Origin of the sequence: Intrasporangium sp. (genome assembly GCF_030452765.1) — a bacterium.
Taxonomy (GTDB): Bacteria; Actinomycetota; Actinomycetes; order Actinomycetales; family Dermatophilaceae; genus Intrasporangium_A.
Window position 1 is genome coordinate 15,039 of the sequence record NZ_JAKDLO010000038.1, and the last position, 14,128, is coordinate 29,166.

The 14,128-nt window shown below is 68.1% G+C and carries 17 protein-coding genes; 9 read left to right on the forward strand and 8 right to left on the reverse strand.

Going from position 1 to position 14,128, the window contains the following annotated elements:
• Positions 1-33: 33 nt before the first annotated feature.
• From L0H79_RS06945 to L0H79_RS06975, 7 genes are all read right to left on the reverse strand, one after another.
• A complete protein-coding gene (locus L0H79_RS06945) occupies positions 34-408 on the reverse strand; it encodes a hypothetical protein (RefSeq protein ID WP_301483856.1) in 375 nt (124 codons plus the stop codon).
• Positions 405-1,184, reverse strand: a complete 780-nt coding sequence (locus L0H79_RS06950; RefSeq protein WP_301483857.1) for a ParA family protein — start codon at positions 1,182-1,184, stop codon at positions 405-407. Before L0H79_RS06950 ends, L0H79_RS06945 begins: the two co-directional genes overlap by 4 nt.
• 264 nt (positions 1,185-1,448) lie before the next feature.
• The gene (locus tag L0H79_RS06955; RefSeq protein WP_301483858.1) at positions 1,449-1,862 is read right to left on the reverse strand and encodes a single-stranded DNA-binding protein; all 414 of its coding nucleotides are present in this window, start codon (positions 1,860-1,862) and stop codon (positions 1,449-1,451) included.
• Between the two features lie 60 nt (positions 1,863-1,922).
• On the reverse strand, positions 1,923-2,441 hold the full coding sequence (locus tag L0H79_RS06960; protein WP_301483859.1) for an LPD29 domain-containing protein: 519 nt from the start codon (positions 2,439-2,441) through the stop codon (positions 1,923-1,925).
• A 523-nt stretch (positions 2,442-2,964) separates the two neighbouring features.
• Positions 2,965-3,978, reverse strand: a complete 1,014-nt coding sequence (locus tag L0H79_RS06965) for a hypothetical protein (RefSeq protein ID WP_301483860.1) — start codon at positions 3,976-3,978, stop codon at positions 2,965-2,967.
• A 353-nt stretch (positions 3,979-4,331) separates the two neighbouring features.
• Positions 4,332-4,565, reverse strand: a complete 234-nt coding sequence (locus L0H79_RS06970; RefSeq protein WP_301483861.1) for a hypothetical protein — start codon at positions 4,563-4,565, stop codon at positions 4,332-4,334.
• 105 nt (positions 4,566-4,670) lie between these two features.
• On the reverse strand, positions 4,671-4,952 hold the full coding sequence (locus L0H79_RS06975; protein ID WP_301483862.1) for a hypothetical protein: 282 nt from the start codon (positions 4,950-4,952) through the stop codon (positions 4,671-4,673).
• Between the two features lie 373 nt (positions 4,953-5,325).
• Here L0H79_RS06975 and L0H79_RS06980 point away from each other — a divergent pair, with 373 nt between their 5' ends.
• Both L0H79_RS06980 and L0H79_RS06985 read left to right on the forward strand, forming a co-directional pair.
• Positions 5,326-5,910 carry a helix-turn-helix transcriptional regulator gene (locus tag L0H79_RS06980; protein ID WP_301483863.1) on the forward strand — a complete coding sequence of 195 codons (585 nt, stop codon included), beginning with the start codon at positions 5,326-5,328 and terminating at the stop codon, positions 5,908-5,910.
• Between the two features lie 50 nt (positions 5,911-5,960).
• Entirely contained in the window at positions 5,961-7,151 is a 1,191-nt protein-coding gene (locus tag L0H79_RS06985) for an MFS transporter (RefSeq protein ID WP_301483864.1), read from the forward strand.
• On the opposite strand, the gene L0H79_RS06990 is transcribed toward L0H79_RS06985, so the two are convergent.
• Positions 7,107-7,445: a hypothetical protein gene (locus L0H79_RS06990; RefSeq protein ID WP_301483865.1), complete on the reverse strand. Its 339-nt coding sequence runs from the start codon at positions 7,443-7,445 to the stop codon at positions 7,107-7,109. The two genes, L0H79_RS06985 and L0H79_RS06990, sit on opposite strands and share 45 nt — an antisense overlap.
• A 475-nt stretch (positions 7,446-7,920) precedes the next feature.
• On the opposite strand from L0H79_RS06990, the gene L0H79_RS06995 reads away from it, so the two are divergent.
• The 7 genes from L0H79_RS06995 to L0H79_RS07025 all read left to right on the forward strand — a co-directional run.
• Complete coding sequence (locus L0H79_RS06995; protein WP_301483866.1) at positions 7,921-8,304, forward strand: hypothetical protein; 384 nt, start codon at positions 7,921-7,923, stop codon at positions 8,302-8,304.
• A gap of 305 nt (positions 8,305-8,609) precedes the next feature.
• Positions 8,610-9,467: a M23 family metallopeptidase gene (locus L0H79_RS07000; protein WP_301483867.1), complete on the forward strand. Its 858-nt coding sequence runs from the start codon at positions 8,610-8,612 to the stop codon at positions 9,465-9,467.
• A 47-nt stretch (positions 9,468-9,514) separates the two neighbouring features.
• Positions 9,515-10,918 carry an AAA family ATPase gene (locus L0H79_RS07005; RefSeq protein ID WP_301483868.1) on the forward strand — a complete coding sequence of 468 codons (1,404 nt, stop codon included), beginning with the start codon at positions 9,515-9,517 and terminating at the stop codon, positions 10,916-10,918.
• Between the two features lies 1 nt (position 10,919).
• Complete coding sequence (locus tag L0H79_RS22175; protein ID WP_367652442.1) at positions 10,920-11,528, forward strand: DUF6668 family protein; 609 nt, start codon at positions 10,920-10,922, stop codon at positions 11,526-11,528.
• A 49-nt stretch (positions 11,529-11,577) separates the two neighbouring features.
• Positions 11,578-11,865 (forward strand): hypothetical protein, encoded by a 288-nt coding sequence (locus L0H79_RS07015; protein ID WP_301483870.1) that lies wholly within the window; start codon positions 11,578-11,580, stop codon positions 11,863-11,865.
• Entirely contained in the window at positions 11,862-12,671 is an 810-nt protein-coding gene (locus L0H79_RS07020) for a hypothetical protein (protein ID WP_301483871.1), read from the forward strand. The genes L0H79_RS07015 and L0H79_RS07020 overlap by 4 nt, the downstream gene beginning before the upstream one ends.
• Before the next feature lie 85 nt (positions 12,672-12,756).
• Positions 12,757-14,128 (forward strand): hypothetical protein (locus L0H79_RS07025; protein ID WP_301483872.1); only part of this gene is annotated, 1,372 nt, incomplete at its 3' end.

The following is a 14,128-nucleotide window of genomic DNA, read 5'->3' on the forward strand; positions in this document are numbered from 1 at the left end:
CGGTCTTGGTCGGTCGCTTCCGTGCTTGGGCGGTTAGTGGGCGGCGGGGCGCCCACGGCGGGGTGTTCCCAGCGGGAACGGCTGCCCGTCGTTGTACTCGTTCTCCAGGCGCTGGCACTCGCGCAGCATCGCGTCCTCCATCCATTCCGACATCGTGGCGAACCCTTCCCGTAGGCGCGCGGTGTGCTCGGTCGCCCGGATCCGGGCCAAGGTGTCCGGGGCCGCCTGGAACGGCATCCGCTGCTTCGGCTGTCCCGAGCGGCGCATCGCCTCCTGCTCGGGCCGCGCTTCCGGCTCGGCGGTCTGCCCGGCCGGGACGTGGCCTCCGGCCGGGGTGGCAGGGTGCTCCCGGGTCAGTGCACTGGCTCGGTACGTCGGCCTCTTCCTGCTGCTCTCGCCGGTGCTCATGCCTGCTCTCCCATCAATGTGGTCAGGTGCTTCGCGTAGATCTCGCCCACGGCTTGCCCGTGCGGGCCGAGCTCGTCGAGGGCCACACCCTGAGCGTTGGCGGCCCCGATCCACGTGTGCCGCGGGATCGCGGGGTCAAGGAGGGGCAGCCCGGCGCCGGCGAGCTCGTCGAGCCAGTGCCGGGTCTGCAATGTGGTGGCGGCCTCGTGGTGGTTGACGATCACTCCCCCGATCCGCAGCTTCGGGTTGTAGTGATCGCGTACCGCCTCGATCGTCAGGCGCAGCTTGGCGATCCCGTTCGCGCTGAATAGGTCCGGGTTGGTGACGATCGCGGCCACGTCGGCCGCGGTGAGGGCGTTGAGGGTCAGCTGGTCCAGCGCCGGCCGGCAGTCGATGAGCACGATGTCGTACTGCTCGAGCACCGGCTGCAGACCCCGTCTGAGCGAGCTCTCGCGGCCAGCGCCAGCAACGACCAGCTCGTCGCGCACGTTCTCGAGCACGTCTCCCCCGGCGGGCACCAGGTCCACTCCCTCCCAGATGCTCGGCACGATCACGTCGGCGATGCTCGCGGCGGACCGGCTCGAGAGGGCATCGGCCAGGCCGGCCACATCAGCGGGCAAGTCCTCCGCGCCGAGAGCGTCGGTGAGGTTGCCTTGCGGGTCAGCGTCGACGACGAGCACCCGCCGGCCGAGCTGCTGACCGGCACGGGCCAGGTTGCGGGTCGTGGTGGTCTTGCCCACCCCGCCCTTCTGGTTGGTCAACGCGATCACGCGCATGGTCGAAACCTTTCTTTCGCCGGCGTTGGTGTGAACTGTAGTAGATGTGTGTACTGGAACAAGGGAAGAGATAATGCCATTGTCTGCGTTGACACCTCAGGGTCAACAGTCGGTGCTGTGGGTGATGCGCGGGGCCCCCCGGGTTTGAGTGTGTCGTGCACCGCTGGCCGTCGAGACGGCCAGGGTGGTGCACGGAGGGGGAGCCCCGACCCCATCGCGGCTCCCCCTCGGTCACCTCGGCCGTAGCCGGGATGGGTGTTGCCCTTACTCCCCCGTTGGCTCCTCGGCGGCCGGGTCGTTCTCGACGGCTGCCGCGCTCGAGCGGGGGGTCTTGGTTGCTGTTGCGGTGTGGAACTTCAGGGAGAGTCCGACGTCGCTGGCCTTGATGACCTGGGCGGTGCGAACCTCGCCGGTGTCCTTGTCGGCCCAACGGTCGGTGGTGACGATTCCGGTGACGGTGACGCGGTCGCCCGTGCGGACGGACTCGACGACGTTCTCGGCCAGGCCGGCCCAGACCTGCACGCGGTAGCGGTTGGGCTCGAGGTCCTCCCACTCCCCCGGGTTGGCGCCGCGTCGGCTGCGGTTCTCCAGCACGACGAAGTTCGCCAGCTGCGCCCCGCTCGGGGTGAACCGAATTTCTGGGTCCGCCGCGACGTTCCCGCTAAGGGTGATGGTCATGATGTTCCTCCTGTGCTATCTGTGTGTGTTGTGCATTATGTGTAAAAGGCAGATATGCTGTCAATGGGTGAAGTCGATCTGGCTGTGGATCCGGACGGCGGCATAGGCGACGTCGTCGACGCACTGCTCGAGGTCGAGCTTCTGGGTGGTCTCCACGCTGAGCCGGCCTGGCTCGAGGCCTTGACCGTCTGAGCGCAGGCGAGCCACTCCGGGCTGGGCGTCGTTGAGGATCTCGATGACGGCTGCCCACCCGGCCGGCCCGATGGTGCGGGTGGTGGCCACGCCACGGCATGAGAACCGGACCTCCCGGGGGAGCTCTTCGCCGGCGAAGGCGACGAGCGAGGAGGGGACCGAGTGATAGCCGTCGTCCATCCCGTCGAAGCGGCTGCCCTCGTAGCGGCTGCACAGTTCGCCCACCACGCTGTAGGTCGGCCCGTCAGCCCATGAGACGTTGAGCCATCCGTGGCTGCTCCCGCGGTTCATGCGCACGGAGAAATTCACGCCGGGGAACGCTGCTCGCAGCGCCGCGCGGAGCAGGGGAGCGGTGTCCTTGGTGGTGATCCAGGTGAGCGTCGTCATTTATCTGCCTTTCGGTGTTGTCTGCCTTTATGTCAGCCGTGCGAGATGGTGCGCTACCTCCGGGACGGTCATGGCTGCGGTGTCGAGGACAACCACCCCCCGCCCCCTCCGGGCAATGGAATGAAGCGCGGCCAGGAGCCGGCGGGTGCACCCCGTAGGGGCCGGAGCGAAGCGGAGGACGTCGGGTTGCCCCGCAGGTCGGGGGCGGGGGCGAGGAAATAAGCGACGAAGGAGCGCCGAGCTCCCGGTTCGGGCCGGAGGGGTCGAGCGCAGCGAGCCGACGTTGCGCCTGGTGGCGGGGCCGCGATCATGGAATGCCCGGAGGAGGAGGGGGACCAAATGATGCTGCGGCCGAAGGCCGTCAGACAGCCGCGAAGCGGCCGTCTTTGGCTTTGTCGGGGTGCAGGTAAGAATGCTGTCACTAGCCCCAAACCGCCGGTGACCTGGCGAATCGCGTCAGTTCTGGCGTCGGCCGGTCGGGTCTTGTCACGTGCCAGAAGCAGGTCGACCTGACGAGCCACCGTCAGAACGGTGGCTCGTCGTCGTCGCCGGCCTGCCACTCGTCGCGATCGTCGAGCGGGGCCGAACGGGTTGCCGGTGAGCAGGCGGGGCACTTGACCACGGTGCCGGCCTCGAGCTGGATCCACCCGTGCCCGTCGCAGTCTGCCCGGGTGCACGGTTCCGGCCCGGTGATTGGTCCGGCCGGGTGAGGGCCGAACGGGGGAGCGTCTGGGTGGTCGGCCACCTCGTCCATGACGCGCAGCAGACCGGCGAGCACGACCGCCGGGCGGGTCGCGATCCGTTCCGGTCGCAGCTGGCGGGTGATGCCCCGTCGAAGCGCGCCGTCGGCCAGGACGAGCACGATCTGCTCGGCCGTCCATGGCACCGGGGCGTGTGCGAAGCGTGAGAGAGCAGGTCCGCACCGGCCGGGCGACTCTCCGTAGAGCCACGGGAGCCGGTCGATGAGGGTGCTGGCGAGCCGGGCAGCCCGCCGTCGTCTCTGCCGCGACGGAGTCGCGTCCGCTTTGCCGCTTGCGGCCTTAGTGGTGGGGGAGTATCCGTCGGGTTTCGCTCGGCTTGCCCTACCACTGGTAGGGGTAACGACGTCCACAGGCCGCCGATCGCGGTGCACCGGCCGGCGGGGCACGGTGAACGCAACCTCTGTGCATAACCCGCGTTGGGATGAGCCGCGCAACCGGGCCGCGATGCACTCACTGGCGGTGAGCATCCGCCCAGGAAGCACCACCACCTCGAGCCCTAGCGCCCGCGCCGCCCGCTGGCACCGGTGCACCGTGTTCTCGGCGACGTCCAAGACCGTGGCGAGCACCTTCGGGCGCACGATGCAGCGCCGGCCGGTGCGCATCTCTTGGACGTAGCCGGTGCGTACGCGCAGGTACGCCAGAAGCAGCTCGGCTGAGACCTGCTCTTGCGCGAGCACCGCTGCCCCCTCCTGGAGTACGACGGCTGCCAGGGCCAAGTAGGCATGCCGGCCCGACCAGGCCGGGATGTTCGCGTAGGCGCCGGGCGGGGCAACCACGTGATGGCCACGGTGTGCGTTGGCCTTGCCACGGTCGGTCTGGTGCCACCGGGGGAGGCAGGCTGTGTCGGTCAGGCACCTTGACCGGACAAACGCGGCGTGCTCGGGAGCACACACCCGGTGGGTCCGCACCGCCTGCAGACGCGCCAGATCGTGCGGTGACGCAGGCTGAGACACACCCTCGCTGGAAGGACTTGTTCTGTCGGTGGCATGCGCTAGTCTGGGCAGCACAAAGGCACTCCTCGCCGGAGTCAGATACTGGTTAGGCCGACTACGAATCGGCCTTACGACTTTTCAGAGAAGCTCGCGGTTGGCGCCGCGGGCTCTCTGCTTGTCAGGGCATTGCCCCGAGGTCAGGATGCGCGTAGATCAAGCTCCTCCGGCTGGTCTCCGGCGACGGGCCCTTCCCACCAGGTAGGGACACCACGTTCGTCGCACTCGATGTGTCGCACGATCGCCTCGATGACGACGTTCTTGTGGCACCCGGTGGCGGCCGCGATGGCGTCTATGACCCCCTTGGTCTCGACAGCGATGTGACTGTAGAGGGGAACCGTCTGGACACCTCGGCGTTTGGTACGAGTAGCCATGTCGCGACGCTAGTCGCGGGTGGCGTATATCAATATCAATGACCTCGGCGTGTCGGGGTCCAATGTGGTGATCGCGGCGTTTTGGGTAGCAAACGCTGACACCCCCTAGTTCTCGCGTTCGAGCTGCCGGGCGACGTCGGAGGCGTCGGCGTGGATCGTCCACTCGATCGAGTCGAGCGCGGGCATCCCGTGTGCGTCGTCGACGGCGAGACGGTACCGGCGCGCCTTGACCTGCAGGTCGCGCGAGGACAGTGCCCCGTTGATCAAGTGCGCGGACGCCTCACCGGTGCGGCCGAGCAGGTCGACCAGGGCCTCATCAAGGATCTGGCCCCACCGGGACCGCGACAGGGTCCGCACGTCAGCTCGGGCTGGGTCATCGCTGAGCATCTTGTAAACGTGTGGCCGGGATCGGCCGATGGTCGTGTCTCCCTCCGACTGGAGGCTGCGTATTCATGGCCGCGCGCAAAGCCAGCGACCCCCCGACCCGCCTTACGAATGAAGGCGGTCATCGGCGCAGAAAACGGCTGGAGTCCGCGCGCACCCGACAATGCTCGAGGGGCGTCAGCACATGATGCAGCGAACTGCAGTAACCACTCCTTGGTTCGCCGAGGTGGCGGTCGAGCCTGCGCCGACGACCGCCAGCGCAGCGAGGGCGAGGGTCGCGAGCATTTTCTTCATCAGGCGTCACCAGTTCGTTCGGTCCCGGGGCTTTGGACAGAGATGGTATCGGCTGGTCTGTAGGTGTGGCTATCGTTCGTGGGTGCCCACCACTGACTCTGGCGAGTCGCACGCCGCTCGTCTGCAACGTTATCGAGCGATGGCTGATCCGAATCGCCTCGCCGTATTAGAGGCGCTGCGGATCCGTGGCGAGCTGACTACGAGTGAGTTTGGTCGACTACTGCCCCATGCCCGGGGCAGCATGCGCCACCATCTCAAGGTGCTGGAGGATGCTGGGCTGATCGCGTCGTCGGGTACGTCTTCATGGGTAGAAGCGTCGACCGGAGCCTTGATGACGAGCACGTCTCCCGCGTCTGAGGATTCCGAGGAAGCCACGGTGATGCGCTTGCTCGACTTCATCGTCAAACATCGGCGGATTGGCCGTATCGAACGCTGGGAGCGTGAGCGTAAAGACGGTCGGTGGCCGGGGTGGGCTGAGAACGATCTTGGGCGCGACTACGTCGTCAAGTTCACGCTCGATGAGCTCACGGCTCTCGATGAGGATCTCGACCGAGTCGTTGTCAGTCATCGTGAGCAGGCCGCAACCCGCCAGCGGGAGCGGGGTACCGAGGGGGAGGAGATCGTCTTTCTGACGCTGCTGGGCTTCCCTTTCACGTTGGGGGAGTAGTAGTGGGAGGAGTCCGTGGCGTCTGGCGCCAGAGGGGGGTGCGGGCGTGGGTGTCCGCCAGCACTCTTGATGCGGTCGCGGACACATTGTTCTTCGTCGCGCTCGGCTGGGCGGCCGCATACAGCAGTAGTGAGATCTCCGTATCGGTGGTTCTCGCTGCGGGTACCGTGCCGCGGGCGGTGCTGATGGTGGCCGGGGGAGCGGTGGCCGATCGGCTGGGGCTTGCTTTGACGGCCAACGTCACCTTGGTGCTACGTGCCCTGCTCATGGTTCCTTTCGCGATTCTGCTCGCTGGGTCCGGCCCGGTGAGTGCCGTAGGCCTCGTCGTCGTATCACTGTTGTTCGGCGTGGCCGACGCTCTACATGTACCTGCGATGGGGGCCCTGGTGGCCGTCGTAGCCCACGATGCGGAGCTACGGTCTGCGCAGTCCCTAGTCACCACGCTGGGACTCATCGGCCAGGTGGTCGCGGCGCCTGTTGCCGGCTTCTTGCTGGCGCTACGAGGGGGTGTCGTCGGGTGGGCCGCGGCGGCGTGCTTGGCTGCCGCTGCAGCGGTGATGTTGAGTGCTCGACGGCAGTTCGCCTCGGACAAGCCGGGGACTGAGGTAGGTGAGTCGGAGCCAGCAGGTCGCAAGATTCATGAGCTGTTGGCCGGCTTCCGATTTGCTCGAGCGCATGCGCCTGTCTTGACGATCCTGGCTGTCTTCACGATCGCGAATCTGACTGCAACTGCCCCGCTGGCGGTGGGAATCCCTCTGAAGGCGCACGCGTACGGATGGTCCAGTGAGATGTACGCGGTGGCTACGCTCGGATTCGCAGTTGGGTCAGCGCTGGGAGTAGTGATGATGGAACGCCACGCCACAGAGGCGACTCGCCCTTTGCGGCTGGCCGCGACGTTCCTGTTCGCTGGTGCGGGCGCCAGCTACGTCCTTGCCTTTGCGACGCATCCCGTGATGGCAGGCATCGCATGCCTGGCGCTGGGGGCGTGCTTTGCGCCGGCGGCGGTGCTGCTGAAGGCGGAGCTGTTGCGAATTACGCCGGAGTCGCACTTGGGTCGCGTCGGCGGGCTTCTTGGTTTTGCGATCTTCGGCGGCATACCGGTGGGGTTCTTGATCTACGGCTGGCTAGCCGAAGCCGTCTCGATTGCGATCGCCGGCACCGTGATGGCGACGGGCTTGGCCGTTTGCTTGATGCTGCTACTGGTCCCCGCTCGGCCGCGTTCGGTCGAGCAGAGTCTGTAGCACCTGGGAAGCGACCTCTTCATCGAACCAGTAGGCAGGGCTGACCTCGAACACCTGCGACAGGGCGCTAATGAGCCGCGCACTCGGGTTGTCTTGATGGCCCGCTCTGAGGAGTGAGACATGTGCGCGGCTCGTCGGCTCTGACACATGGGTCAGCGCGTCAGCCAGTTGTTGGTTGGACCGGAAACCGACCGTTGCTCCGGTGTCGTGGTCGACCCAGCGGTACATGTCGATCAGACGGTTGAGACGTTCGGCAAGGTACGGGAGGCCAGACTGCGACAGCGGGTCGATCATGACGTCACCGTATCGCAAAAACGTAAGTGTAGTAACGGTCATCCTGTCGGGTTTCTTGGATGAATCTTTACCTTTGAGTGCGTTGTGAACTACAACTCCTGTGACAGTGTTAACCACACGTGACAGGAACGACGTCGGGGGACGCAGCAAAGTGGCCCTGACACGAGTGGCGACTCGCGTCAGGGCCTGAACATCCCGACTTGCAACGTTGGTGCGCTGGAAGGGGGACGGTGAAAATTCTAAACGTGCTGCTGGGTGCCTATATCGGCCCCGCCACCCGCCAAGGGCCTCGTGGCCGCGCCGCCCGGTCAGGATTCGCGCCGTGAGGGTTCGAACGTGGGCGGTTCTTGGCGCGGTGCTGTTAGTCGCTCTTTGCGTGGTGGCGGTGGTGCAGTTCCGTGATGGCCACCCCTCGTCATCCTCGGTGGCCTCCTCGCCGGCGAGTATCGCGCCGGAGACGGTACCTCCGGGAGCGGTGGACGAAGACACCGGCCAGGTGGTGACAGTGGCCCCGGTTCCGGTGTGGGACTCCGCTTCGCGCGATGCCGCGCTGGCCGCCGGTACGACGGTGATGGATGCTTTCGCTCGCCCGGTGAAGCTGGACGAGCGGCAGTGGTGGGAGGCATTGGAGCCGCTGCTGACCCCGCGCGCCCAGCCGGACTACGCCACGGTCGACCCCCGTAACGTGCCCGTCACGAAGCTGACCGGCAAGGCCGAGCTGGTCGAGGAAGGCAGTGCGTACGTCGCGAGGGTGAAGGTTTCGACCAACGCCGGCGCATACGTGGTGGTCCTTAGCCGGCGAGATGCGGCCGCGCCGTGGCTGGCCGATGACTTGGTCCCCCCGGGTCGGCAGCGATGAGTGGCGGGGGCGACGTTGGTGCGGCCGCCGCCGTCGGTGTCGCCGCGGTGGTCGTCGTTCCCGTGGGCCTGGTGGTCGGCCTGGCGATGTTGATGGGTGGTGCGCAGCAGCAGGCTGAGGCAGCGCAGGCGTGCGCCGCCCGGGTCGTGCCCGCGGGAGCTCCCGGGCCATCGAGTCCGCCCCCCGGCCCGGTCCCGCAAGGAAGCGCGGCTGGGTACTCAGGCGTGCAACTTGGCATCGCGGCCGAGATCCGACGCGCCGGAGTTGACCAAGGGCTGTCAGAGCGCGATCAGACCATTGGCGTCATGGCCGCGATGGGTGAATCCGGCCTCCGTGTCCTCGAGTTCGGCGACGGTGCCGGTCCCGATAGCCGGGGCCTGTTTCAGCAACGCGCACAGGGGTGGGGGAGTTTGGCGGACCGGATGAACCCTTACATCTCCTCGTGGAACTTCTTTGCCGCCGAGAAGAAGATCCTCGGCAGGGACCTGATCCCTCCAACCAAGGTCGCGAACTTGGTGCAGCACAACGCTGATCCTTACCACTACGAGCCTTTCTGGGGTCCAGCCGGCGAGGTGATGGAGCACTTGAAGGTCAGTGCGGCAGGCCGCCCGGCCCCGTCTGCGAGCACCGCCGGGACTGGAGCCCCTGCGGCAGTAGCCCCCGACGTGGCGCAGGCGGTCGCGCTGGACTGTCCCGCCGGCGTCGACCCGGCCGTGGCCGGTGGTGACCTGCCCGTCACCGGGGAGTGGGGTCAGCCAGGTGCGGGCCCGGTGATGTCGCCATACGGGCGCCGGAATCTGACGCTGCCGGATGCGACCGGCAACTGGCACACGGGCCTCGACCTGCAGGCCGGTGGCTGCAAGGGCCCCATCTACGCCGCCGCCGCCGGGACCGTCTCCACGGTGTACGCCGACTCCTACGGCGGGTGGACGGTTCACCTCGATCACGGCGCCGGGGTCACGACGAGCTACAAGCACATGTACCCGGCCGGAATCTTCGTTCGGGTCGGCAACGTCGTGAAGGCGGGCCAGCGCATCGCCGAGGTGGGCAGTTCAGGGTTCTCGACGGGCTGCCACCTGCACTTCGAGGTCATCGTCAAGGGCCAGAAGATCAACCCCTCGCCCTTCATGGCCGCGCGCGGCGTGGTACTGGGCGCCCCGTGAGAGCAAGCCCCGAGCAGCAGTGACCAGGAGACAGGAGAGGAATCGCTATGAGTAGTAAGACCGACGTAGCCAAGTTCGCGGCGGGGGTCAACCCGTGGCCGACGGTGGAGATCGTCACCGTGGCCGGCGCGCCTGCTCGGGTTGTCACCAACGGCGCGACTCGGCTGGTCGAACCCACCGATGGCCAGGACGTACGCACCGCGGCTCTGGCCATGATCACCGCGACCGCGGCGGGCCTGGGCCGGCCGGTGCGCGTCACGGCCCGCGACGACGAGGGATCGTGGCTGCTGGTCGTCGGGCCGGACGGGTCGGTGACCGGTGACAGTGATCCGGAGCCTCCCGATCGACTGGAGACTTCCACGCGCCAGCTGCGTAGTCCCGGGCCGGATGACGCCCAAACGAGCCGCGAGCGAGCCGCGGCGGCGGTCGCGGACGAGGCATCTCCGGCGACGGTGGCCCCGGTTCCGGAACCTGCAGCGGCCACACCGCCGGCGGGCTCTGCCCCGGCCGGGCCCGTCCCGGCCACCCGGCTCGAGGCCCGTGCCTCGTTCCTGGGCTCCGGTGCCCGCGAGGAGCCAGCGACGCGAGGATGGCGCGGCGCAGCCGCTCGGCTGGGCCTGGCGGTCGCGCCGGGCCGTTCGGAACGCACCGAACGCGACGAGATGCGCACCGTAAGCCAACACTGGCCCGGCCCGCGCACCATCGCGGTGGTCAACGGCAAGGGCGGCGCGTCGAAGACGCCGACCACGATCCTGCTCGCGGCTGTGTTCGCCCGTCATGGTGGGGCCGGGGTACTGACGTGGGACAACAACCAGACCCGCGGGACACTGGGCTGGCGCACGGAGCAGGGGCCGCACGAGGCGACCCTGCTGGACCTCCTGCCTGCCTCGAGTGGCCTGCTCGGTACGGGTGCGCAGTCCGCAGATCTCGCACACTTCGTGCACCACCAGACCCGTGACCGCTACGACGTGCTCCGCAGCAAGCCGCTGGCGCTGGCCACCGAGCAACGGGTGCTGCCCGAGGACGTTGACGCGATCCACGCCGTCGCGGCGAAGTACTACCGTCTGATCCTGCTTGACAGCGGTAACGACGAGTCGGACCCGATGTGGCGCCGCATGATCGACCTGTCGGATCAGATCGTGGTGGCCACTACTACGCGCGATGACCACGCGGAGGCCGGCGCGCTGCTTCTCGAGGGTCTGGCTGCTCGAGACGAGCGGTCGGCTCAGCTGGCGAGCCGCGCCGTGGCCGTCGTCTCGCAGGCCGACCCCCGGTCGACCCGGGCCGATGTGCGACGCGTCGTCGAGGGCTACAGCTCTCTGACCCGGGAGACGGTCACGATCCCGTGGGACCCGGCCATGGTCGACGGGGTGTTGGCGTTCGGGTCGCTGCGACCGGCAACAGCCCGCGCGTGGTTGACCGCTGCGTCTGCCGTGTCGCGAGGGCTCTGACATGGCGGCCCCGAGAGCGCAGGCTCGCAACCCCTGGCTTCCGCCACTCGCGGCGGAGCCTCTGACGATTCCCGTCGAGGCGCCACGTGAGCGGTCGGCGGGTCCGGGGTCACCGCAACGTGGTGTCCCGGCCCCGGACACAGCCGACCAGCTGCCCCTGCGTGACGTGCCGGCCGGGTCCACGCTCTGGGTCGTTGGAGCGCACGGCGGCGCGGGCGAGACCACCGTCGCTGCGCTGCACGACCAGTGGCTCCCCGCCGGCCGGTCATGGCCCCGGCGAAGCGACGGCGCCCCCGTATGTGCCGTGCTCGTGTGCCGGAGCCATCACGCAGGGCTCAGGGCGGCCCAGAAGGCCATCGTGCAGTGGGCCTCAGGCCTCACGCCCGGCCTGCAGCTCGTGGGGCTTGTGGTGCTGCCCGATGCCCCGGGCAAACTCCCGCGCGAGCTGCGTGACCTGATCCGCCTGCTGCAAGGCGGGGTTCCCCGGGTCTGGGAGCTGCCGTGGGTGCCCGAGTGGCGGATCCACCCCTGCGGCGACTACGTGCCCGGCCGCGTCGCCCAAGTTGTCACCCAACTCGAGGCAGCAGCCCGAGCGTCCGACAAGCAGTAACCCACCCCGCCCTTCCCAAGGGAAGGGCGCTTCACCAAGGAGACACCGCATGTCAACACTGACCCACCTCGCGCTCGAGTTCGCCGCCAACCCGCTGTACGACATCCCCAACCCGGATCCCAAGGCTCCTCCAGGGTCCGCCTTCATCTTGACGATCTTGTCGTGGATCAAGTGGATTGGTCTCGCCGGTTTCGTCGGCGGTCTTATGGTCCTGGCGCTGACCGTCGCTCTCTCGGATGGTCACCGCGTTGAGTGGGGCTCGCGCAGCGCGAAGTTCGTTGGCGGCATCATCGGCTTCGGCGCGGCATCCTCCATCGTCGGGCTGCTGCTCGCATGACGACCCCCGTCAAGCCCTCCCCAGCCGACCCGGCTCAGGACGACGACGCGCGAGGCCGCCTCACCCGAGCCTGGTTGCCGGTGGCAATCGCTCTCGTCGTCGTCCTGGTCGCCGCCGGCGTGTGGCTGTCGGTCACCGATTCACCTCCTCCCGCAGCTGCCCCAGCACCGTCTGTCGCTGCTCCCGCCGTACCGGTGCCGTCGTCAGCGGCACCGTCCGTGACCGTTGCCGGCCCGGTGAAGTCCGACAGCGTGTGCGGGCTGCCTGGCTTGGTCAAGGACGGCACGGTGAGCCGCGCCCCCGCCGGCGCGACGTGGCCGTACGAGGGTCGCACGGCGTTCCCGATCTCCCGGGTCGCCGGTCCGGGGTCGCAGTCGCCGCAGGGCTGGCGGTCCTGCTTCGCGCACACTCCCGAGGGGTCGGTGTTCGCCGCCGCCTACGTTCTCGCGATCGGGAACAGCTCGAACTTCGAGCGTAAGAAGGCGTGGGCGTCGTACGCGCTGGCTGACTCCCCCATTCCGAAGGCTGAACGGGTCGCCGCTGCCGTGGGCTCGGAGAGCACCAGCGGCTCCCGCGTCGAGCTGCTCGGGTTCCGTCTCCTGAGTTACAACGGGGCCTCAGCGCAGGTCGAGGTGGCCTTCCGGCTCTCGATGACTGGCCGGACTGGGTACTACGGCGCGGTCTACCCGCTTCGGTGGCAGGACGGCGACTGGAAGGTCTACCTGGCAACGAAAGACAACCCGTTCGGCCTGGTCCAGGTGCCAGACCTGAGCGGCTATATCCCTTGGAGCCAGGCCAGTGGCTGACTGCGGCTCCTTCGACTTCGCATGCTCCGCAGGGGCGGCGGTCGGCGGATTCCTGTCCGACCTGGCCAAAGGCGTCGTCGAGGGAGTGGGCAAAGGGTTCGGCGCGGTCGGGACGGTCTGGGTCCGCGTCGCCGTCCCCGAGTTGACCGACAAAGCGGCGGTCTCTTCCGCCGTCGCCGGGGAGAACGGTGGTGGCACGGAGGGCCTGGTCACGATCCTGTCCTACATCACCTGGGTCAGTGGGGTGCTGGCCGTTGGCGCGTTGATGGTTCTCGCGGTGCTGTTCGCCGTCAAGCGCGATCAGGGCCTCGCCATAACCGACCGCATCGTGATGGTCCTCGCGGGCGTGATCGTCCTGTCCGGCGGAACCTCGATCGTCGCGGCCCTGCTACCGAACGGCCCGCAAGGGGTAGGCGGCACCGTGCATTTCCTCCAGGCCTCGACGTGGTGGTACACCGTCGCCGGCGCGCTGCTCGGGGTCCTGATCGGGGGCGCGAAAATGATCGCCCAGCAACGTGCGACGGCCGGTAAAGAGTTGGTCCAATCCTTGGTGACCCTGATCCTGGTCGCCGCCGGCGGGGTCACCGTAGTCAACCTTCTGATCACCGCCGCTGACAGCTACTCGATCTGGATTCTGAACAAATCTCTGACGTGTGAGCTCGACACCACCGGTAACTGCTTCGGCGCCGCGATGACCGCCATGATCGTCTTCGTCGGCGTGACCAACATCGCCACCGGCGGCTTCGGCAGCATCCTGATCATCATTCTCGGCATCATTGCCCTGCTCATCGTCCTGGTCCAGATCGTGCTCATGATCGCGCGTGGTGCGATCCTCGTCGTGCTGTGCGGGACACTGACCCTGTCGGCATCGGCCACGAACACCCAACGTGGTGGCGCGTGGTTTCAGAAGGTCATCGGCTGGATCCTCGCGTTCATCCTCTACAAGCCAGCAGCGGCCACGATCTACGCGTCAGCGTTCCGTCTGACCGGTACCGACCCCAGCGAATCGGGCAACGCGATCATCACGGCCATGTCCGGGATCATGCTGCTCGTTCTGGCCTTGATCGCCCTCCCCGCGCTGATGCGCACCATTGTGCCGGCCGTAGGCGCGGTCGCCAGTTCGGCCGGTGGCGGCGCCGCGGGAGCGGCCCTCGGCGCCGCAGCGATGTCCAACCCCTCCGGCGCGATTGACGTCGCAAAGCGAGGCCTGGGCATGCTCGGCGGCAAGACCTCCGGCGGGGACGGCGCCAGCGGCTCCTCGGACACCGGCGGCTCGGACACCGGCGGCTCGGGCAGCGGCGGTGACGCGAAGAACGTCGGCGCGGACACGACCGGCGCAGCGGCGCCCGTGGCCGCCTCGACCGCAGGAACCGCGGCGACCCCCCCCGGCGGGGGGCCCCGACCCCCGGGCGGGGCCCCCCGCCCCCCCCGGGGGGGGGCGGGGAAGGGCGCCGGCC

Coding starts and splice junctions, on each gene's coding strand:
- L0H79_RS06945 (WP_301483856.1), bottom strand. CDS start 408: ATGAGCACCGGCGAGAGCAGCAGGAAGAGGCCGACGTACCGAGCCAGT.
- L0H79_RS06950 (WP_301483857.1), bottom strand. CDS start 1,184: ATGCGCGTGATCGCGTTGACCAACCAGAAGGGCGGGGTGGGCAAGACC.
- L0H79_RS06955 (WP_301483858.1), bottom strand. CDS start 1,862: ATGACCATCACCCTTAGCGGGAACGTCGCGGCGGACCCAGAAATTCGG.
- L0H79_RS06960 (WP_301483859.1), bottom strand. CDS start 2,441: ATGACGACGCTCACCTGGATCACCACCAAGGACACCGCTCCCCTGCTC.
- L0H79_RS06970 (WP_301483861.1), bottom strand. CDS start 4,565: ATGGCTACTCGTACCAAACGCCGAGGTGTCCAGACGGTTCCCCTCTAC.
- L0H79_RS06975 (WP_301483862.1), bottom strand. CDS start 4,952: ATGCTCAGCGATGACCCAGCCCGAGCTGACGTGCGGACCCTGTCGCGG.
- L0H79_RS06990 (WP_301483865.1), bottom strand. CDS start 7,445: ATGATCGACCCGCTGTCGCAGTCTGGCCTCCCGTACCTTGCCGAACGT.
- L0H79_RS07000 (WP_301483867.1), top strand. CDS start 8,610: ATGGCCGCGATGGGTGAATCCGGCCTCCGTGTCCTCGAGTTCGGCGAC.
- L0H79_RS07005 (WP_301483868.1), top strand. CDS start 9,515: ATGAGTAGTAAGACCGACGTAGCCAAGTTCGCGGCGGGGGTCAACCCG.
- L0H79_RS22175 (WP_367652442.1), top strand. CDS start 10,920: ATGGCGGCCCCGAGAGCGCAGGCTCGCAACCCCTGGCTTCCGCCACTC.
- L0H79_RS07015 (WP_301483870.1), top strand. CDS start 11,578: ATGTCAACACTGACCCACCTCGCGCTCGAGTTCGCCGCCAACCCGCTG.
- L0H79_RS07020 (WP_301483871.1), top strand. CDS start 11,862: ATGACGACCCCCGTCAAGCCCTCCCCAGCCGACCCGGCTCAGGACGAC.